The 19,514-nt window shown below is 66.0% G+C and carries 18 protein-coding genes; 5 read left to right on the forward strand and 13 right to left on the reverse strand.

The features are described from left to right. Positions 1–14: 14 nt before the first annotated feature. From fabZ to rpsB, 11 genes are all read right to left on the reverse strand, one after another. Positions 15–500: a 3-hydroxyacyl-ACP dehydratase FabZ gene (gene fabZ, locus SJY20_RS11590; RefSeq protein WP_380787077.1), complete on the reverse strand. Its 486-nt coding sequence runs from the start codon at positions 498–500 to the stop codon at positions 15–17. Continuing rightward, positions 497–1,159 carry an OmpH family outer membrane protein gene (locus tag SJY20_RS11595; protein WP_380787078.1) on the reverse strand — a complete coding sequence of 221 codons (663 nt, stop codon included), beginning with the start codon at positions 1,157–1,159 and terminating at the stop codon, positions 497–499. Before SJY20_RS11595 ends, fabZ begins: the two co-directional genes overlap by 4 nt. Next, complete coding sequence (bamA, locus tag SJY20_RS11600; protein ID WP_380788669.1) at positions 1,159–3,966, reverse strand: outer membrane protein assembly factor BamA; 2,808 nt, start codon at positions 3,964–3,966, stop codon at positions 1,159–1,161. Before bamA ends, SJY20_RS11595 begins: the two co-directional genes overlap by 1 nt. Before the next feature lie 59 nt (positions 3,967–4,025). Continuing rightward, positions 4,026–5,159, reverse strand: coding sequence for an RIP metalloprotease RseP (rseP, locus tag SJY20_RS11605; protein ID WP_380787079.1), 1,134 nt, complete (start codon positions 5,157–5,159; stop codon positions 4,026–4,028). Further along, entirely contained in the window at positions 5,156–6,310 is a 1,155-nt protein-coding gene (gene dxr / locus SJY20_RS11610; protein ID WP_380787080.1) for a 1-deoxy-D-xylulose-5-phosphate reductoisomerase, read from the reverse strand. Before dxr ends, rseP begins: the two co-directional genes overlap by 4 nt. Next, positions 6,307–7,113 carry a phosphatidate cytidylyltransferase gene (locus SJY20_RS11615; RefSeq protein ID WP_380787081.1) on the reverse strand — a complete coding sequence of 269 codons (807 nt, stop codon included), beginning with the start codon at positions 7,111–7,113 and terminating at the stop codon, positions 6,307–6,309. Before SJY20_RS11615 ends, dxr begins: the two co-directional genes overlap by 4 nt. After that, entirely contained in the window at positions 7,110–7,847 is a 738-nt protein-coding gene (locus tag SJY20_RS11620; RefSeq protein WP_380787082.1) for an isoprenyl transferase, read from the reverse strand. The genes SJY20_RS11615 and SJY20_RS11620 overlap by 4 nt, the downstream gene beginning before the upstream one ends. Before the next feature lie 73 nt (positions 7,848–7,920). After that, positions 7,921–8,478 carry a ribosome recycling factor gene (gene frr / locus SJY20_RS11625; protein ID WP_380787083.1) on the reverse strand — a complete coding sequence of 186 codons (558 nt, stop codon included), beginning with the start codon at positions 8,476–8,478 and terminating at the stop codon, positions 7,921–7,923. A 1-nt stretch (position 8,479) separates the two neighbouring features. After that, positions 8,480–9,208, reverse strand: a complete 729-nt coding sequence (gene pyrH / locus SJY20_RS11630) for a UMP kinase (protein WP_380787084.1) — start codon at positions 9,206–9,208, stop codon at positions 8,480–8,482. 409 nt (positions 9,209–9,617) lie between these two features. Beyond that, on the reverse strand, positions 9,618–10,559 hold the full coding sequence (gene tsf / locus SJY20_RS11635) for a translation elongation factor Ts (RefSeq protein ID WP_380787085.1): 942 nt from the start codon (positions 10,557–10,559) through the stop codon (positions 9,618–9,620). A gap of 86 nt (positions 10,560–10,645) precedes the next feature. After that, a complete protein-coding gene (rpsB, locus tag SJY20_RS11640) occupies positions 10,646–11,497 on the reverse strand; it encodes a 30S ribosomal protein S2 (RefSeq protein WP_380787086.1) in 852 nt (283 codons plus the stop codon). 319 nt (positions 11,498–11,816) lie between these two features. Here rpsB and SJY20_RS11645 point away from each other — a divergent pair, with 319 nt between their 5' ends. Further along, positions 11,817–12,050 carry a hypothetical protein gene (locus SJY20_RS11645; protein ID WP_380787087.1) on the forward strand — a complete coding sequence of 78 codons (234 nt, stop codon included), beginning with the start codon at positions 11,817–11,819 and terminating at the stop codon, positions 12,048–12,050. Here the strand turns inward: SJY20_RS11645 and SJY20_RS11650 are convergent. Beyond that, complete coding sequence (locus tag SJY20_RS11650) at positions 11,989–12,789, reverse strand: CDP-alcohol phosphatidyltransferase family protein (protein WP_380788671.1); 801 nt, start codon at positions 12,787–12,789, stop codon at positions 11,989–11,991. The genes SJY20_RS11645 and SJY20_RS11650 overlap by 62 nt on opposite strands. Continuing rightward, entirely contained in the window at positions 12,789–13,517 is a 729-nt protein-coding gene (locus SJY20_RS11655; protein WP_380787088.1) for a phosphatidylserine decarboxylase, read from the reverse strand. Before SJY20_RS11655 ends, SJY20_RS11650 begins: the two co-directional genes overlap by 1 nt. A gap of 241 nt (positions 13,518–13,758) precedes the next feature. Here SJY20_RS11655 and SJY20_RS11660 point away from each other — a divergent pair, with 241 nt between their 5' ends. The 4 genes from SJY20_RS11660 (at position 13,759) to SJY20_RS11675 (ending at position 19,394) form a co-directional block, all read left to right on the forward strand. Further along, complete coding sequence (locus SJY20_RS11660) at positions 13,759–14,979, forward strand: NADP-dependent isocitrate dehydrogenase (protein WP_380787089.1); 1,221 nt, start codon at positions 13,759–13,761, stop codon at positions 14,977–14,979. Between the two features lie 242 nt (positions 14,980–15,221). Continuing rightward, positions 15,222–17,000, forward strand: a complete 1,779-nt coding sequence (locus tag SJY20_RS11665) for a cation:proton antiporter (protein WP_380787090.1) — start codon at positions 15,222–15,224, stop codon at positions 16,998–17,000. Positions 17,001–17,079: 79 nt separating this feature from the next. After that, positions 17,080–19,005 carry a CocE/NonD family hydrolase gene (locus SJY20_RS11670; RefSeq protein WP_380787091.1) on the forward strand — a complete coding sequence of 642 codons (1,926 nt, stop codon included), beginning with the start codon at positions 17,080–17,082 and terminating at the stop codon, positions 19,003–19,005. A gap of 80 nt (positions 19,006–19,085) precedes the next feature. Continuing rightward, entirely contained in the window at positions 19,086–19,394 is a 309-nt protein-coding gene (locus SJY20_RS11675; protein ID WP_380787092.1) for a hypothetical protein, read from the forward strand. Positions 19,395–19,514 lie beyond the last annotated feature (120 nt).

Raw genomic sequence — 19,514 nt, forward strand, 5'->3', positions numbered from 1 at the left:
CTGCCTTGCAAGGTTCACGCCTTTGGCGGGTCGGCGATCATCGCGGTGAAGTTCGCCTCCGCCGCCAGCTGGCCATCGACCAGCGCGCGGCCGGCGAACTTGCAGACCGAACTGCGCTTCTGGACGAACGACACTTCGAGCGTCAGGAGCACGCCGGGTTCGACCGGCTTGCGGAACTTCGCACCGTCGATCGCCATGAAATAGACCAGCTTGCCGGACCCAGCGAGACCCAGCGATTCGACCGCGAGAATTCCCGCCGCCTGCGCCATCGCCTCGACGATCAGCACGCCGGGCATGATCGGCCGTCCAGGGAAATGCCCCTGGAAGAACTGCTCGTTGATCGTCACCGCCTTGATCGCGGTGATCGACGTGTCGAGGATCAGCTCCTCGACACGATCGACCAGCAGCATCGGGTATCGATGCGGCAGTGCCGCCATCACCCGCCCGATATCGAGCGGGCCGAGGGCGGTGCCCGACGCGGTATTGGCGGCGTCGCTCACCGGCCCTGAGCAGGCCGGCCGGTGCGCGTTGCTGCAGGAGCGGCCGCGGCAGGGGCTGCGCCCTGGGCCTGACCCTGCTGGTTCGGCTGCCAGTTGGCAGGAACCGCGGTGCTGACGGTCGGAACCAGGCGGTCGAGCTCGGTCGTGATCGCGGGCGTGATGTCGGCGACCGGCTGTGCGAACAGCACCGCGTCAGGACGGACGACCATGCCGATGTTCTTCGCCTTGGTGACGTTGGTCACCGCGTCGCCGAGCTTCGCCTGGATCTGCTCGATCACGTACTGCTGTGCGCGCTGCGCCGGCTGCGTCAAACGAGCGAGTTCCTGGTTGGCGGCGTTCTCACGCGCCTGGATCGCCTGAGCCTGCGTCTGCAGCGCCGCAGCGTTCGGGTTCGGCGCACGCTGTGCGGTCTGGAACGCGGTCACCAGCGGCTGCAGCTCGGTCGCGATCGCGCGGCGGCGGGCATCAGCCTGATCGAGCTGGGTCTTGTACGTAGCCTCGATCTGCGTGCGGGCAGTCGACCAGGCCTTGGAGCCGGCGATCGCGCCCTGCGGATCGACCACACCGACGCTGGTGGTCTGCGCATCGGCAGCGGATGCTGCGAGGGTCGCCGGGGCAACGAGCGCGGCGGCGAGGAGAAGCGTCTTGAACGTCGTCATCAGAACTGTGTCCCTACGTTGAAAGTAATGAGTTTGGGATCGTCACCCTTCTGGGTGAGGAAGGCTTTGGCCAGATCGATCCGCAGCGGACCGAACGGCGAATTCCAGTTCACGCCAATACCGACCGACAGGCGCGGCTTGGCGGAATTGCCCAGGAACTGCTCCTGGTAAATGTTCGGGTTGATGAACTTCGCATTGGCGACCGTACCGACACAGGCCTTGGTCGTCGCGTCGATCGTCCCGACCGGACACGTGGTCGTGGTCCCCTCGCCGACCGCGCCGGTCGGCACGGTGAACAGCAGGTTGCCCGCGCTGTCCTTATACTGGTTCGGCAGATAGGTCGGCGAGCCATCCGCGTTGAACTGCGCGACGCCAGCGGCGTTCACCGCCTGCTGATAGGTGAACGTCGGCGCCGGCTTGGTCACGCCGAACAGGCTGCCGACCTGTGCGTAGATCGATGGCCGCAGCCCGAGTTCACGCGCGCCCGAGCCCAATGGGATCTCGATTTCCGCCCGTGCCAGGTAATAGGCACGGCCGCCGAGCGCGTCGTCCTGGATCTGGTCGCGGTCGGTCTGCACCGACTGGGTACCGTCCGCCGCGGTAATGTACGCCGCGCGCAGCACGCGAGGACCGACGCCGCGGATGTCGAAGCCGCGGAACTGCGGTTCGCCGAGATAGAAGCGGTCGGTGATGCGGACCCGGTCACCGCCATCGGCACGCGCGCTTTCGAGCGAGTGGATGTACCCACCCTCGGCGACGATCGAACCGATGAACCCGCTGCCGAGGTTCTTGTACTTCGACCCTTCGAGGCGGGTGCGGATGTACTTCACGTCGCCGCCGAGCCCGGCGAAATCCTGGCTGAACGAGAAACGCGACCCGGCGGTCGGGCGCAGGCGGCTGTTGAGCGTATCGCGGCTGATCGAATACCCGACCGACGACGTCCAGCGGTTGCCGATCGCCTCGCAGAGATAGCGTCCCGCGACCTCTAGGTTGCACGACCCGTCGGCGTTCAGATACTGGCTGTCGAGGCTGACCTCGTCATACGACAGACCATAGCGGCCCGACAGCGACCAGTATTCGGTCAGCGGCACACCGGCGCGCAGCTGGAAGCCGGTCGAGACCTGCGAATAGTTGGTCTGGCGATCGTTGCCGACATAGTTGAACGAGTTGTAGTCGCGGCGGAACAGGTCGCCGCCGAGCGCGATGTTCTTGTCGAACAGATACGGCTCGGTGAAGCCCAGCTCGATCGACTTCGAGTAGCTCGAATAGTTGACGCCGGCGCGCAGTTCCTGGCCCTTGCCGCGGAAATTGCGCTGGGTGATGTTCGCCTGGATGATGAAGCGTTCGAGGCTCGAATAGCCGGCAGACAGCTGCAGTTCGCCGGTCGACTTCTCTTCGAGGTTGGTTTCGAGGATGACGCGGTCGGGCGCGGAACCGGGGTTCTGCTTGATCTCCATCTTGTCCTGGAAATAGCCCAGCGAGTTGATGCGATCCTGCGAGCGCTTGACCTGGAAGCTGTTGAACGCGTCGCCCTCGGCGAGACGGATCTCGCGGCGGACGACCTTGTCCTGGGTCTGGGTGTTGCCGTTGATCTCGACGCGCTCGACGTAGGTGCGCTTCGCTTCGGCGATGTTGAAGTTGATACCCATCGTCAGGGTATCGGCGTCCTTCTGGAACTCCGGGTTCACCTCGGTGAACGCATAGCCGAACAAACCGGCGGTCTGGCTGAGGTTGTCGACCGAATCCTCGACGAGCTTGGCGTTGTACCAGTCGCCCTTCTTGAGCGGCAACGAGGCCGCCAGCTTGTTGTTGTCGAAGTCGCGGATCTGGCTGTCGACGGTGACGTCGCCGAACTTGTAGCGCTTGCCCTCCTCCACCACGTACGTGATGATGAAGTCCTTCTTGTCCGGCGTCAGCTCGGCCACTGCCGACGTCACGCGGAAATCGGCATAGCCCTCGGTCAGGTAGAACTGGCGCAGCTTCTGCTGGTCGTAGCTCAGGCGATCCTGGTCATAGGTCGTGGCGGACGACAGCAGGCGGAAGAAGCGCGCTTGCTTGGTCGCCATCTGGCCGCGGATCTTGTCGTCGGAGAACACCTCGTTGCCGATGATGTTGATCTGGCGGACCTTCGATTTCGGCCCTTCGCTGATCTCGAACACCACGTCGACGCGATTCTGGTCGAGATTGACCATCTTCGGATCGACCACCGCGGCGAAGCGGCCCTGGCGGCGATACAGCTCGATGATCCGGCCGATATCCTGGCGGACCGCGGTGCGCGTGAAGATCTGCCGCGGTGCGAGCTTGATCTCCTTGGTGATCTTGTCGCTTTTCAGCGCCTTGTTACCCTCGAGGATCACGCGGTTGATGATCGGGTTCTCGCGGATGCGCAGCACGATGTTGCCGTCGGCGACGCCCGAGATCGAATAATCCGCGAACAGGTCGCTGGCCTGCAGGTCCTTCAGCGCCTGGTCGAGCGTCTCCGCGGTGTATTTGATGCCGACGCGGAGGCGCGTGTAGCTCAGCACCGTCTCGGGTTCGATGCGCTGCGATCCTTCGACACGCAACGTTTTGATCGTCAACGCGTTTGGATCGGTAACGACGACCCCAGGCCCCTGCGGCGTGGCTGCGGGAATCGCCTGTGCAGGGCCGGCGCTCGGCCGACCTTCGCCGCGCGGACGGCCACCGCCGCCGCCGCGTTGGCCACGCTGAGCCTCCGCAGGCACGGCAAGACCGGCGAGCATGGTGCCCGTGAGCAGCATAGCGACGGCACGGCCGCCGAATGGGGAAACTGAAGTCACTGTCACCATATACCCCGAAAATGTGCCAAGTACGCGGCTCACACCGCGCACGCCCTGCCCTAACGGCGTCACCCGATCAAGCCGGCCAAATTCTTCCAGAGGCCGAAATTGCCCAAATCGTTGAATGTGACGAGCAGCATGAGCGCCAGGATGGCTGCCAAACCCCCGCGAAACGCCCATTCCTGGACCTGCGGCTCGACCGGCCGGCGACGCACGGCCTCGATCGCGTAGAAGAACAGGTGCCCGCCATCGAGCATCGGCACTGGCAAAAGATTGATGAACCCGAGATTGATCGAAACCAGCGCGATCAGGAAGACATAGGCGTCGAGGCCCAGCGCCATCTGTTCGCCCGAGACCTTCGCGATGCTCAGCGGTCCGCCGAGTTCCTTGACCGAGCGGCGACCGGTGATGACCTGCCCCAGCGTCTCGACCATCATCGAAACGATCTGGCCGGTACGCCGCACCGCGACTCCTGGCGCCTCAAGCACGGTAACCGGGACGACGATCGGCGTGCCGCCGATGATCCCGAGCCGACCAACGCGATATTCGTTGCCGAAGCGGTCGCGCTGCACGTCGGTGGCGATCAGCGCGTCGCGCGTGAAGGACTGGCCTCCGCGGATCGCGTCGACGCGGACCGTCTCGCCGGCATGGATGCGGACATAGCGGACCATGTCGTCGAACGTCTCGACCGACCGGCCACCGAGCGCGGTGACGCGGTCGCCGATTTGCAGGCCGATCTGCGCTGCCGGGCTGGCCGGGGCGGTGCCGCCGACGACCGGGGGCATGCGGATATCGCCATATGCCATCGCGAAACCGGCAAGAATGAGGATCGCGACGACGAAATTCACGAACGGCCCGGCGGCGACGATGATCGCGCGCTGCCAGACGGTCTTGGCCTGAAAGGTCTGCTGGCGCTCCGCGGCGGGCAGCGCGAGCCAGTCGGCGGACGGCTGGCTGGCCGGGTTCATGTCGCCGGCGAACTTGACGTAGCCACCGAGCGGCAGCCAGCCGAACTTCCAGCGGGTGCCGCGGCGGTCGGTGAAGCCGGCGATCTCACGGCCGAAACCGATCGAGAAGGCGTCGGCCTTAACCCCGAAGATCCGACCGGCGAGATAATGCCCCAGCTCGTGGACGAACACGAGCGGCCCGATCACGAGCGCGAAGGACAATATGGTCATCAGGATGCCGGGAGTTTCGATCAAGCCAGATCCTTCACGCGCTCGCCCGCCAGGATTCGCGCCTCGGCGTCGATGCCCAACACGGCGTCGACGCTGTCCGGCGCGGCCGGGTCGTAGCACGTCACGATATGCTCGACGATTGCGGCAATTTCGAGGAAGCCGATCCGCCGCTGTAGGAACGCCTCGACCGCGACTTCATTCGCGGCGTTGAGGATCGCGGGCCGTGCGCCGTCGGCGTCGAGCGCCTCGCGTGCCAGCCGCAACGCCGGAAAGCGCACCGGGTCGGGCGCCTCGAAATCGAGCCGGCCGATCGCGACGAGGTCGAGCGGTGCCATCGGCGTCGCCATTCGGTCGGGCCAGGCCAGCGTATGCGCGATCGGCGTCCGCATGTCGGGCGGGCCCAGCTGCGCGAGGACCGAGCCGTCGACATGATCGACCAGGCTGTGGATAACCGATTGCGGGTGAATCACGATCTCGATCCGGTCGTGCGGGATCGGGAACAACCGCGCCGCCTCGATCAGTTCGAGTCCCTTGTTCATGCAGGTCGCCGAATCGACCGAGATCTTCGCGCCCATCGACCAGTTCGGGTGCGCCACCGCCTGTTCGGGCGTCACCGTCCGCATTCGCTCCAGCGACCAGTCGCGAAACGGCCCACCGCTGCAGGTCAGGATGATTCGCCGGACGCGCTCCAGCCGGGTCGGGTCGAGGCACTGGAAGATCGCGTTGTGCTCGGAGTCCGCCGGGAGCAGCGTCGCACCGGTCCGCGCCGCGGCGGCCAGGATCACTTCGCCGGCAGAGACCAGCGGCTCCTTGTTGGCGATGACGACGGTGCGACCGCCCTCGATCGCCGCCATCACCGGTTCCAGCCCGGCGCATCCGACGATCGCGCCCATCGTCCATTCGGCACCGGACATCGCCGCCTCACGGATCGCGGCGGGCCCGCCCCCTGCCCGTACGCCGCTGCCTGCCAACGCGTCGCGCAGCGCGGGCAGGCAAGCTTCGTCGGCTACGACGGCGAACTCGGCCTTGGTACGGATCGCCGCCGCCGCGAGCCGGCCGACGTCGCAATTGGCGGTCAGCGCAACGACGCGGAAGCGGTCGGGCTCGCGCTCGATCAGGTCGAGCGTCGACGTCCCGACCGATCCGGTCGCCCCCAGAATCGTGACCGTCTTCATCGGTATAGGTGCGGCAGCAGAACGAGGAACGCGGCCACCGGTGCGACCGGCACCAGCCCGTCGAGGCGGTCGAGGATGCCGCCATGCCCGGGCAGGATGTTGCCGCTGTCCTTGACCCCCGCACGGCGCTTCAGCCAGCTCTCGTAGAGATCGCCGGCCTGCGCCAGCACCGCGAGCACCGGCGTCGCCAGGGTCAGCCGCAGCGGCAGGCCGTATTGGAAATGCAGCAGCGTCGCGACCAGGCTGGCCAGCACCACGCCGCCGATCAGCCCCGACCAGGTCTTGTTCGGGCTGATCACGGGCGCAAGCTTGGGTCCGCCGAGCGTCCGCCCGGTGAAGTACGCGCCAATGTCGCAGGCCCAGACCAGCGAGAGCGCCCACAGCGTGAAGACGATGCCTTCATGCTGGCGGCGGATGATCATCAGCGCGAACACCGGCAGCCCGCAATACAGCACGCCGAGCGCCAACTGCGGCTTGCGCGTCACGATCACGACGAAGAACGCCGCACCCGCCAGCAGCCCCAGCGTGAAGAAGTCATGGACCACCAGCAGCAGCGATGCCGGCGCCATCAGCGCCAGCGGCACCGACAGGCTGAGCTGCGCCAGCCGCTTGGTCCGCGCATCGGCGCCGTGGAGCGACGACCATTCGGCCATCATGAACAGCGCGACGACGATCGCGAGTATCCAGAACACGATACCGCCGAGCACCAGCGCCACGGTCGCGACGCCGATCATCGCGATGCTCGCGAACACCCGAAGCTGCAGGTTCGACGGCGTCCGCAGCTTTTCGTCAGGAGTCGTCAAAGGCCACCATAGCGACGCTGGCGAAGCCCGAACGCGGCCACCGCATCGGCCAGCGCGGCGCCGTCGAAATCGGGCCACAGCGTGTCGACGAACAGCAGTTCGGCATACGCGGCCTGCCACAGCAGGAAGTTCGACAGCCGCTGTTCGCCCGAGGTACGGATCATCAGGTCGAGCGGCGGCAGGTCGCGGGTGTCGAGCTCAGCTTCGATCGCGTCGGAATCGATCGCGGACGGATCGAGTTCACCGCGCGCGGCGCGCGCTGCCAGGCGTTGCGCGGCGACGACCAGCTCGGCCTGCGCGCCATAATTCAGCGCGATCGCCAGGATCGGTCCGGTATTGCCGGCGGTGCTCGCGATCGCGTCGTCGACCATCGCGACCAGATCGGGGGAAAAGCTGCGATAGTCGCCGATCACGCGAAGGCGGACGTTCTCGCGGACCAGTTCGTCGAGGTCGCTGCGGATGAAATGCCGCAACAGCCCCATCAGGTCGCTGACCTCCTCGGCCGGGCGGCGCCAATTCTCCGACGAGAATGCATAGAGCGTCAGCGCCTCGATCCCCATCGCACGCGCGGCGCGGGTGACTTTGCGTACCGCCTCGACGCCGGCACGGTGCCCGGCGAAGCGCGGCAGGAACCGCTTCTTCGCCCAGCGGCCATTGCCGTCCATGATGATCGCGACGTGGCGCGGCACCAGCGCGGTTACCGGGACCGCGGAAAGGATGGGCACGCTGCTCATCGCACGACGTCACAAGGAGTGCCGGGCCGCGCATGCCCCCGGCATGCGCTAAACAGCGGTCGCTGTTTGCCCGTCACTTCCCCATGATTTCCTTTTCCTTGGCCGTCGCGGTCGCATCGAGATCGGCGATCGTCGCGTCGGTCAGCTTCTGCACCTCGGTCTCGTGGCGCTTGCGCTCGTCCTCGCTGAACACGCCCTTCTTCTCGTCGGTCTTCAGGCTGTCCATGCCGTCACGGCGGACGTTACGGACCGCGATGCGCGCCTTTTCGGCATACTGGCCGGCAAGCTTGGCGAGCTCCTTGCGGCGCTCCTCAGTCAGATCCGGGATCGGCAGGCGCAGCGTCTGGCCGTCGACGATCGGGTTGAGCCCGAGACCGGCCGAACGGATCGCCTTGTCGGTCGGGCCGACGTTCGACTTGTCCCAGACCTGCACCGACAGCATCCGCGGTTCGGGCGCCGACACGGTCGCGACCTGGTTCAGCGGCATCGACGATCCGTACACCGTCACCATCACCGGATCGAGCAACGCGGTCGACGCACGGCCGGTACGCAGGCCGCCGAGATCGCCCTTCAGCGCTTCGACGGCACCCGCCATGCGGCGTTCGAGGTCGGTCTTGTCATAGGCTGCCATCTTAAAGCTCCTGCTCGTTCTGGACGATCGTCGACACACCCTCACCCGCCAGCACCGCGGCAAGATTGCCGGGCTCGCGGATGTTGAAGACGACGATCGGGATATTGTTGTCGCGGCACAAGGCGATCGCGCTCGCGTCCATGACCTTCAGATCCTCGGACAGCACGGTGCTGTACGAGATCGTCTCGTAGCGGGTCGCGGTCGGATCCTTCTTGGGATCCGCGCTGTACACGCCGTCGACGCTGGTGCCCTTGAACAGCGCGTCGCACTTCATCTCGGCGGCGCGTAGCGCAGCACCGGAATCGGTGGTGAAATAGGGGCTACCGACACCGGCCGCAAAGATCACGACGCGACCCTTTTCCAGGTGACGCTCGGCACGGCGGCGGATGAAGGGTTCGCAGACGCTGGCCATGGGGATCGCCGACTGGACGCGGGTGTCGATGCCGATCTGCTCAAGCGCGTTCTGCACCGCGAGCGCGTTCATCACGGTCGCGAGCATGCCCATATAGTCGCCGGTCGCCCGGTCCATGCCGCGCGCGGCGCCCGCCATGCCGCGGAAGATGTTGCCGCCGCCGACAACGATGCAGATCTCGTAACCCTTGGCTTTGACGTCTGCGATTTCGCCGGCAACGCGCGCGGTGACTTCGGTGTCGATCGACAGGCCGGACGTCCCCATCAGGACCTCGCCCGACAGTTTCAGCAGAATACGCTTGTATCGCGGAGGCGTCATAAATCTCGAATTGTGATTGGCGGGGCGGCGCGGACCTTAGGCGGAGGGGCCGCCGATGTGAAGCGGGTGCGAGGCGGCTGCACCGAATCTCGACGGAGATGAGACGGAAATCGCGTTCGGGGCGAGCACTCTGGAAAAGCTGCCGTCATTCCCGCGGAGGCGGGAACCCATACTGGCTGATCGCGCGATCTATCACTGCGCCCGGAGTTTATGGATCCCCGCCTGCGCGGGGATGACGACGCAGTATTTGAGCGAAGCCCTGATCCTTCTCCCCGCTGGGGAGAAGGTGGCCCGGCAGGGCCGGATGAGGGGCGCGAGGTTCGAGACCTCACCACTCCCCTCACCCTTCCCACGGCCAGGTAGCCGCGGGCCCCCTCCCTCTCCCCGGAGGGGCGAGGGAGACGTCAGGTTACGCCTGGGGTGCCTGCGGCACGCCCGAAGCGGCAGCGACTTCGGCGGCGAAGTCCGATGCTTCCTTCTCGATGCCCTCGCCGAGCTGGAAGCGGACATAGTCCACCAGCTTGATCTCGGCGCCGGCATCCTTGCCGGCCTTGGCGACGACGTCGGAGATCTTGGTCTTGCCGTCCATCACGAACAGCTGGCTGACCAGCGCATGCTCCTTGCGGTACTTGGCGATGCCGCCCTCGACCATCTTTGCGATGATGTCGGCAGGCTTGCCCGAATCCGCTGCCTTCTCGGTCGCGATCGCGCGCTCGCGCTCGATCTCGGCTTCGTCGAGGTCGCTCTCGTTCAGTGCCTTCGGGAAAGCCGCCGCGATGTGCATCGCGATCTGCTTGCCGAGTGCCTGGAGCACGTCGTCCGCCGCATCCGATTCGAGCGCGACGAGCACGCCGATCTTGCCGAGGCCCGGTGCCGCTGCGTTGTGGACATAGGGAACGACCGCGCCCTTGGTCACTTCGAGCGTCTTCGAACGGCGCAGCGACTGGTTCTCGCCGATCGTCGCGACGTTGTTGGTCAGGACCTCCTCGACGGTCTTGCCCGATGGCATCGCCTGCGTCTTCAGCGCGTCGACGTCGCCGCCGGTCGCGAGCGCGATCTGGGTGACGTCACGGACGAACTGCTGGAACTGGTCGTTCTTCGCGACGAAGTCGGTCTCGGAGTTGACCTCGACGGCGGCACCCTTGGTACCCGACACCGCAACGCCGACCAGGCCCTCGGCCGCGGTGCGGCTGGACTTCTTTGCGGCGGCCGCGAGACCCTTGGTGCGCAGCCAGTCGACCGCGGCTTCCATGTCGCCGTTGGTCTCGTTCAGCGCCTTCTTGCAATCCATCATGCCCGCGCCGCTCGTTTCGCGGAGGTCCTTGACCATCGCTGCCGTAATATCGGCCATGTCTGTCATCCTTCTGATCTGAATATGAGTGCGGGCGAGGCAGGGTTTCGCCCTACCCCGCCCGCATGACGTTTCGGCGACGACGCTTATGCGTCGATCTGGCGCTCGCCCTCGGCTGCGAACTCAGCCGCGATGTCGGCGTTCGCGGCAACTTCCGTCGTGTCGGCCGAAGCTTCCACGACCGGCTCTGCAACAGCCTCTTCCTTCGGCGGCTCGATCATCGCGCCGATGTCGGCACCGGTGCGGCGCTGCTGCTCCTGGCCGCCGCGCGTCGCTGCGATCGCGATCGCCTCGCAGTACAGGCGGATGGCGCGGGCTGCGTCGTCGTTCGCGGGAACCGGGAAGGCGATGCCGTCCGGCGACACGTTCGAATCGAGGATCGCGACGACGGGAATACCCAGCGTGTTGGCCTCCTTGATCGCCAGCTCTTCCTTGTTCGCGTCGATCACGAACATCACGTCGGGAACGCCGCCCATGTCGCGGATGCCGCCCAGCGAAAGCTCGAGCTTGTCCTTTTCACGGGTAAGCTGAAGGACTTCCTTCTTGGTCAGGCCGACGGTGTCGCCCGACAGCATTTCCTCGAGCGTCTTGAGACGCTTGATCGAACCCGAGATGGTCTTCCAGTTGGTGAGCATGCCGCCCAACCAGCGATGGTTGACGAAGTGCTGGCCCGAACGACGCGCTGCGTCCGCGACGGGCTCCTGCGCCTGGCGCTTGGTGCCGACGAACAGGACCTTGCCGCCGCCGGCAACAGCCGACGAGACGAACTCGAGAGCGCGCGCGAACAGCGGCACGGTCTGCGAAAGATCGAGGATGTGGACGCCGTTGCGATCACCGAAGATGTAAGGCTTCATCTTGGGGTTCCACCGATGAGTCTGGTGGCCGAAATGCGCGCCCGTTTCGATGAGCTGCTGCATGGAGACGACTGGAGCCGCCATAGGGATATATCCTTCCGGTTGTGCCTCTGGGAAGCGGATGACGCTTGGCTACGGTAACCGTGGCCGTCGCGCACCGGGCTATGATGCTTCCCATGCGGGTTTGTAGAGCGCGGGCCCCTAGCCGACGCCTCCGCGAAACGCAAGGGGTTGACGGATGGAACGCAATGAGAACATACAGGGTTCAGACAGGGACGGAAGACCGACTCGCCGCGTTATTCATCCGATTTGGCTCGGTAAAAATGCGACGAACGGAACGAAATTCCTAACAAAACATTAGCGGATGTTGGGAAACGTTCGCGACTTCCCGGGAGGCGACGAGATGGTTGTTCTGAGCATTTTGATTTTCGCGGGCGCGCTGGCCCTTTCGGTAGCCGTGATCGCAACGTCGATCGCGCCGCAGTGGCAGCGCATCGTCCGCCTCGCGACGGGTCATGTCGAACCCGCATTCACGACGGTCGGGACCGTGATGGTCGCCGACCGCCGGATCACCGTCAGGCGCTGGGCGTCGTCGCAGACATTGGTGTCGTCGCGGAAATGGCGCGCAGCCGCCTGACCTTGGTATAGCTCGCGACGCTGAACGGCATCAGCGCGAGATAGATGACGCAAATCGCGCTGAGCGTGTGCCAGGGTGCACTGACCAGCGCGGCGCCGAGCAGGACGAACCCCGCCAGCGCCTCGAACCGGATGTTCCGCCGCAGCTTGAGCGACCCCCAGGTGAAGGTTGCGACGCTAGACACCATCAGCATCGCAATGAACGCGACCCAGGGCGCGACGAACCAGGGCGATGCGAACCGCGCATCGTCGGTCCAGAACCAGAAGAACATCGGCATCAACGCCAGCCCCGCCCCCACCGGCGCGGGAACGCCGGTGAGGAAGCCGGCGGACTTATGCGGCTGGTCGGTCTCGTCGATCTTGGCGTTGAAGCGCGCGAGGCGCAGCGCACAGAACACCGCGAAGATCAGCGAGCAGATCCATCCGACCCGCGGCAGCGCCGACAGCGACCATAGATAGAGAATCAGCGCGGGCGCGACCCCGAATGAGATCGCATCGGACAGCGAATCGAGCTCCGCACCGAACCGGCTCTCGCCGTGCAGCATCCGCGCGATCCGGCCGTCGACCCCGTCGAGCACGCCGGCGACCATGATCATCGCCACTGCGCTCTGCCATTCGCCGGCGATCGCGAACCGCACGCCGGTCAGACCCGAACACAGCGCCAGCGCGGTGACCGCATTGGGCGCGACCGCCCGCAACGGCAGTCCGCGCGGCGGCCGTGGCAACCGTCGTGGTGGCATCACTGCGCGACGCCCGTAACCGGCACGCCAGCGACGCGGCCGAGGACAGTCTCGCCAGCGATGCTGCGCTGGCCGAGCGCAACCTGCGGCACGACGTTCTCGGGAAGAAAGACATCGACACGGCTACCGAAACGGATCAGCCCGATCCGCTGGCCGGCCGCGACCATGTCGCCGGCCTTTACGAAGCCCAGGATGCGGCGCGCGACGAGGCCTGCGATCTGGGTGAAGCCGACCCGCTGGCCGTCGCGGCCTTCGACGACGAAATGCTGGCGCTCATTTTCTTCCGACGCCTTGTCGAGGTCGGCGTTGACGAACTTGCCCGAGATATAGACGACCTGCTTGATCGTGCCGGCGATCGGCGTGCGATTGATGTGGACGTCGAACACCGACATGAAGATCGACACCCGCATCAGCGGCGCGTCGCCCAGCCCGTTGACGCCCGCCAGCTCGCGCGGGACCGGCATGCGCTGGATCATCGTGATCAGGCCATCGGCCGGCGCGACGATCAGACCCTGGCCCTGCGGCGTGGTCCGCACCGGATCGCGAAAGAAGGTCGCGACCCAGATCACGACGCCGACCATCGGCCAGAACAGCACGTTGCTGACGATCGTCAGCAACAGCGTGATTCCGGTCGCGATCGCGACGTATTTATAGCCTTCCGGATGGACTGCGGGAAATCGCCATTTGACCGTGGGGGTCAGGACGGGCGGCGTGTCTAGCGATGGCATGTCTTCGGTCTATCCGTGGTTTTCGTACGACACAACGCTGGAGCGTCGTTTACGCAACGCAACATTCCCCGTCATCCTGACGAAAGTCAGGACCCAGGGTTACGGGATGCGGCGTTCTGGGCTCTGGGTCCTGACTTTCGTCAGGATGACGGAAGTAGGGGGATGGAGCCCGCCCCCGGTTGATCCCCGCCGCCCCCTCCCCTAGACGCGGCGCAAACCCCCTCCCCCAAAGGAACTGGTAATGGCCAAGATCAAGGTAAAGACGCCCGTCGTGGAGATCGACGGCGACGAGATGACGCGGATCATCTGGGAATGGATCCGTGAGCGCCTGATCAAGCCGTATCTCGACATCGAACTCGATTATTACGATCTCGGCATCGAGCATCGCGACGCCACCGACGACCAGGTCACGATCGACAGCGCCAAGGCGACGCAGAAATACGGCGTCGCGGTGAAGTGCGCGACGATCACGCCGGACGAGGCACGCGTCGCCGAATTCGGCCTGAAGAAGATGTGGCGTTCGCCCAACGGCACGATCCGCAACATCCTCGGCGGGACGATCTTCCGCGAGCCGATCGTGATCAAGAACGTCCCCCGCCTGATCCCGGGCTGGACCCACCCGATCGTCGTCGGCCGCCACGCGTTCGGCGACCAGTACCGCGCGACCGACTATCTGATCCCCGGCCCCGGCAAGCTGCGCCTGGTGTTCGAGGGCGACGACGGCCAGGTCATCGACCGCGAAGTGTTCCAGTTCGAGGGCCCCGGCGTCGCGATGGCGATGTACAACCTCGACGATTCGATCCGCGATTTCGCGCGCGCATCGATGCACTACGGCCTCAACCTGAAATGGCCGGTCTACCTGTCGACCAAGAACACCATCCTCAAGGCCTATGACGGCCGCTTCAAGGACATCTTCGCCGAGGTGTTCGAGGCCGAGTTCAAGGACAAGTTCAAGGACGCGAACATCGTCTACGAGCATCGCCTGATCGACGACATGGTCGCATCGGCGTTGAAGTGGAACGGCGAGTTCGTCTGGGCGTGCAAGAACTATGACGGCGACGTCCAGTCGGACCAGGTCGCACAGGGCTTCGGCTCGCTTGGCCTGATGACCTCGATCCTGCTGACTCCGGACGGCAGCGTCGTCGAGGCCGAAGCCGCGCACGGCACCGTGACGCGCCACTTCCGCATGCACGAGCAGGGCAAGGCGACTTCGACCAACCCGATCGCGTCGATCTTCGCATGGACCGGTGGCCTCAAGTATCGCGGCAAGTTCGACGATACTCCGGACGTCACCAAGTTCGCCGAGACGCTCGAGCGGGTCTGCGTGAAGACCGTCGAGGACGGCCACATGACCAAGGATCTCGCGATCCTGATCGGCCCGAACCAGCCGTGGATGACCACCGAGCAGTTCTTCGAACAGGTCCGTGCCAACCTCGAAACCGAAATGGCCAACTGGGCCTGATCGGACTGCCCCGCTCCCCCGAAACGGGAGCGGGGCCTCCTTACCTCCCGTCATCCTGACGAAAGTCAGGACCCAGGGTTACACAGGACTGCGCTCTTGGCTCTGGGTCCTGACTTTCGTCAGGATGACGGACGGTGGGCGGCATGCGTTGCGACCCACACCAACCCCTCGCAAAAGTCATATCGGGCGCGATACGACGGCACGGGTGACAATCCCGACATGCCTCCCCTAGGGTAGCCGCCATGGCACTCAGGCTCGACAATCACGGTTTCAGCGACGCGCTCGTCATCCTCGGGGCAGCGGGCCTCGTCATCCCGGCGTTCGCGCGGTTCCGGATCAGCCCGGTGATCGGCTTCATCCTGGTCGGCCTGCTGGTCGGCCCCGCCGGGCTCGGCGCGCTGGTCGACCGCATGCCGTGGCTCTACTACCTGACCATATCCAGCCCGGAATCGATCGAACCGTTCGCCGAGTTCGGGATCATCCTGCTGCTGTTCTCCATCGGTCTCGAACTCTCGTTCCGTCGATTATGGTCGATGAAGCGCCTGGTGTTCGGCACCGGCGCGGCCGAACTGATCGGCTCGGCGCTGATCATCGGCGTCGCGATCCATTTCATCGGGCAGAGCTGGCCCGGCGCGCTGGGGCTCGGCTTCGCGCTCGCGCTGTCGTCGACCGCGCTGGTCCTGCCGCTGGTCGGCACCACCGGCGTCGTCGGGCGCGGCGCGTTCGCGATGCTGCTGTTCGAGGATCTGGCGCTGGTCCCGATCATCTTCGTGCTCGGCGCGCTGGCCCCGACCGCGACCGGTGACGGATGGACCAACATCGCCGGCGTCGCGCTGCGCGGCGGGCTGACCGTGGTCGCGATGTATTGCGGCGGCCGCATCGTGCTGCCCCGGCTGTTCGGGCAGGCGGCGCGGACCAAGAGCCCGGAGCTGTTCCTCGCCGCGTCGCTGCTCGTCGTCATCGTCGCCAGCGTCGCGACCACCGCCGCCGGGCTGTCGCCGATCGTCGGTGCGCTGCTGGCCGGGCTGCTGATCGCCGAGACCGAATATCACAGCGAGGTCGAGGTCATCACCGCGCCGTTCAAGGGGCTCGCGCTCGGGGTGTTCCTGATCACCGTGGGCATGAGCCTCGACCTCCGGCTGATCGCGCAGAACTGGCCGGCGCTGCTCGCCGCGGTGGTCGGCGTGGTCGCGGTCAAGGCGGTCGTCACCTTCCTGTTCCTGCGCGTCGCCCAGTCGCGGCGCGGGGTCGCGGCCGAAACCGGGTTGCTGATGGGCAGCCCGTCCGAGACCACGCTGATCGTGCTGGCGACGGCGGCGCAGGCGCAACTGATCCTGCCCTCCACCGCGTCGTTCTGGCAGACCGTGACCGCGATCGGCCTGACCATCACGCCGTTGCTCGCCAAGCTCGGCAGCACCGTCTCGCGTCGGATCGAAAGCCGCTCGGCCGCCGACCCGGGCGACATCGCGATCGACGCCGATGGCCCCGGCACCGTCGTCATCGGCTTCGGCCGGGTCGGCCGGATGGTCGCGGAGATGCTCGCGGTCCACGGCCAGCGCTATGTCGCGGTCGAGGCCGATATCGACGCGGTCGCCGCTGCCCGGCGCCAGGGCCACCCGGTGCTGTTCGGCGACGTCGCGCGCGCCGAGCTGGTCGACCGGCTGAAACTGCACACCGCCAAGGCGCTGATCCTGACGATGGACGACCCTGTGCTCACGGTGCGTCTGGCGCGCCAGGTTCGCGCGCTGGCGCCCGACCTGCCGATCATCGCGCGCGCCCGCGACACCGCGCATGCCGCCGAACTCTACCGTGCCGGCGTCACCGATGCGGTTCCCGAGACGCTGGAAAGCTCGCTGCAATTGTCCGAGGCGGTGCTGGTCGACCTGGGCGTTGCGATGGGCCCGGTGATCGCATCGATCCACGAGAAGCGCGACGAGCTTCGCAGGGAGATCAAGGCCGCCGCGGACATGGTCGTTGAACCGCGTATCCGGAAGGCGAAGCGGACGCCGCGAACGATCTGAGCGGTCGCCGCCGGATCGCGATTGCCCCCGCCCCCCGATTGCGCCTAGCTTCGCCGCATCGTCTTCGGAGCCCATTCCAATGAACCTGAAATTCGCCCTTCTCGCCTCGATCGCGTTCGCCGCAACCGCGCCTGCTCAAACAGTGACCGCCCCCGTCGGTGGCGACATCCCCGCCAAGTTCGTGCCGCCGACCGCCGCGCAGGACTATGTGAAGCGCGAGGTGATGATCCCGATGCGCGACGGGACCAAGCTGTACACCGTGATCGTCTATCCGAAGGGCGTCACCAACGCGCCGATCGTGCTGACCCGGACGCCGTACAACGCGAAGGGCCGCGCCAACCGCGCCGACAGCCCGAGCATCCTTGCGACGCTGCCGCTCGCCGACGAGATGTTCGTCAAGGCGGGCTATATCCGCGTCTATCAGGACATCCGCGGCAAATACGGCTCGGAGGGCGACTATGTCGTCACGCGTCCCGTCATCGGTCCGCTCAATCCGACCAAGGTCGATCACGTCACCGACGCCTACGACACCATCGACTGGCTGGTGAACAAGGCGAACCTGCCCGAATCGAACGGTCGCGTCGGCATGATCGGATCGTCGTACGAAGGCTTCACCGTCGTCATGGCGCTGCTCGCCCCGCACCCGGCGCTGAAGGTCGCGGCCCCCGAGAGCCCGATGATCGACGGCTGGATGGGCGACGACTGGTTCCATTACGGCGCGTTCCGCCTCGCCAACATCGCGTGGCTCGGCAGCCAGACCGGCTACAAGGGCCCAGGCAAGGCACCCCCGACCGGCGGATACGACGATTACGAGAATTTCCGCGACGTCGGCTCGGCCGGCGACTGGGCGAAGAAGTCGGGATACGACCAGCTGCCCTATTGGCAGCGGATGGTGGCGCACCCGGCCTATGACGAGTTCTGGCAGGGCCAGGCGCTCGACAAGCTGATCGCGGCGAACCCGTCGAACGTGCCCACGATCTGGGAACAGGGGCTGTGGGACCAGGAGGACATGTACGGCGCGATCAACAGCTGGGAAGCGCTGAAGGCCAAGGGCAAGCTCGGCAACAACCACCTCGTGATGGGGCCGTGGCGGCACAGCCAGGTCAACCGCGAGGGTCGCAGCCTGGGTCCGCTGGAATGGAATGGCGATACCGCGGAGCAGTTCCGCGAGGACATGGTGCTGCCCCTGTTCAACCAGTATCTGAAGGATGGTCCGGCGGTCACGCTGCCCGCCGCGACGATCTACAACACCGGCGAGAACCACTGGGACAAGTTCGCGACCTGGCCGCTGGCGTGCGCGACCGGGTGCGCGGCGCCGCTCAAGCCGATCTATCTGCAGGCCGGCGGTGCGCTCGGCTTCGGTGCCGCGACCGCGGGTGGCGACAGCTATGTCTCCGACCCGTCCAAGCCGGTGCCGCATCTGCCGCGGCCGGTGAACTTCGGCGACGGCCGCTGGGGTGACTGGCTGGTCAGCGACCAGCGCGGCGTCGATGGTCGTCCCGACGTGATGACCTACACCACCGAGGCGCTGACCGCGCCGGTGCGCGTGTCGGGCACGCCGATGGCGGACATCTTCGCCAAGACGACCGGCACCGATGGCGATTTCGTCGTCAAGGTGATCGACGTCTATCCCGCCGAGAACGCGACCGATCCGAAGATGGGCGGATACGAGCTGCCGATCAGCATGGACATCTTCCGCGGCCGCTATCGCAACAGCTTTTCCAAGCCGACTGCGATCCCCGCGGGCAAGGTGCAGGAGTACAAGTTCCGCCTGCCGACGGTGAACCATGTGTTCCAGCCGGGCCACAAGATCATGGTGCAGGTCCAGTCGAGCCAGTTCCCGCTCTACGATCGCAACCCGCAGACCTTCGTGCCGAACATCTTCCTGGCGAAGAAGTCGGACTACAAGGCGGCAACGGTGACGATCGTCCGCGGCGGCGCGCAGTCGAGCGCGGTGCTGCTGCCGGTGGTGCCGCTCGACCAGTCGGCCGCGTTGGTGAAGTAACGCGGCACCGACACGCGATCCCGACGTTATGCGAGGAGGCCGGCGACACCGCCGGCCTCCTTTTTCATTGGGAGAGCACCATGGCGACGACATTGACCGCGAAGTTCGACACGCGGCGCGAAGCCGAGATGACCGTCGAGCGGTTGGTTCAGGAACACGGCCTCGACCGCGCGAAGATCTCCGTCGCCGCAGCGGGCGATGAAAATACGGCGGGTGAGGATGTCGCCGGATCGGACAACGAAGCGGGTGGACCCAGCCCGGAGCAGCGCGACGATGCGGCGCTGAACGGCCAGGTGCGGGTCTCGGTTGAGGTGGCGGACGATGCCGCGGCGACGGCTGTGCGCGAGGCGTTTGCAGAGTTCGACGCCGAGGATGTGGCGGCGAAGTAACGCTTCTGCCCCACCCCGGCGCAGGCCGGGGCCCAGTTGGGGGACGAAAATGGTGGACGACAATCCGCCGTTACCGCCGCCTTCCCAACTGGGCCCCGGCCTCGGCCGGGGGGGTGGCTT

The organism is Sphingomonas sp. R86521, from assembly GCF_042466235.1.
Taxonomy (GTDB): Bacteria; Pseudomonadota; Alphaproteobacteria; order Sphingomonadales; family Sphingomonadaceae; genus Sphingomonas.